General features: G+C 45.7%; 2 protein-coding genes. Both read left to right on the forward strand.

Annotated elements, in window-relative coordinates:
- The first annotated feature begins 153 nt into the window (after nt 1-153).
- On the forward strand, nt 154-423 hold the full coding sequence (locus ACWIGM_RS31480) for an excisionase (protein ID WP_000003742.1): 270 nt from the start codon (nt 154-156) through the stop codon (nt 421-423).
- On the forward strand, nt 392-1,244 hold an 853-nt coding region (locus ACWIGM_RS31485; RefSeq protein WP_454029859.1), incomplete at its 3' end, for a phage integrase Arm DNA-binding domain-containing protein. The genes ACWIGM_RS31480 and ACWIGM_RS31485, both read left to right, overlap by 32 nt.

Genomic DNA, 1,244 nt, shown 5'->3' on the forward strand with positions numbered 1-1,244 from the left:
GGCGCCATAATGCACTTGATGACGCCCGTTACCAGGCAAAATACGTTTCAGTTATCTGGCAAAAACTGATCCCGAGTCAGGCTGATTTTTAATGTTCAACCGTCGCCAGTTGTCGTTGATATTCTGCAACTGGCGCGTTCCGGAGTGATAGCCATGAGCGAACAGTACCTGATAACGCTCGACGAGTGGAAACCAAAACGGTTCAGTCTCCCAATAACAAACACTACCCTGGTGAAATACGGAAAACTAGGATACATCGTTCCAAGACCACAAAAAATTCGTGGGCGTTGGCTGATAGATCGCCGAGCAGTATTTGTTGGGCCTGGTGAAACGGGAATTGCGCCGGAAATTCATACTGGCGATGATGATGCACTGAAGGAGATTTTAACTCATGTCACCGAGGCCACGAAAAAACAGCACTGACGTAGCCGGTCTTTACGAAAAGTTTGATCGCAGAACTGGCAGAGTTTACTACCAGTATAAAAATCCTGTGACTGGAAAATTTCACGGACTCGGAACAGACAAAGGTAAGGCAGAAAAAATCGCTTCCACAGCCAATCAGCGAATAGCTGCAGCAGAAGCTGAATATTTCATGCGCAAAATTGATGAAAGTCCGTCAGCAACAAAACGTCGGGGTATCAGATTAAAGGCATGGGTTGATCGATATCTGAAAATACAGGACACGCGACTGAAAAATGGAGATATTGCAGCTACAACTCACAAAGAAAAAACTCGAATGGCTGCATACCTGGTTTCCCGTCTGGGAAACCACCCATTGAAAGAACTGGAAGTAAGAGACTTTGCATTAATACTGGATGAGTGGCTGGATAAAGACATGGTCAGCACAGCGAGAGTAAATCGTGGATTATGGGTTGATATTTATAAAGAAGCACAGCATGCAGGGGAAGTTCCTCCTGGATGGAATCCTCCGGAGGCTACCCGTAAACCGATCCCTAAAGTAACCAGAGCCAGGCTCACCATGGAAGACTGGCAAAAAATTTACAATGCAACGCCTGAAAAACACTTTATCCGTAACGCAATGCTTCTTGCGATTGTTACTGGTCAGCGCCGTGATGACATTTGCCACATGCGTTTTTCAGATGTGTGGAACGAACACTTGCATATCACCCAGGGAAAAACCGGAATGCGTCTGGCGTTACCGCTTACACTACGCTGTGATGCCATTGGGATAACGTTAAAAGAAGTTATTGATGGGTGCCGAGACAGAATATTAAGTCCATATC

The organism is Allobosea sp. NPDC055332 (assembly GCF_053645455.1).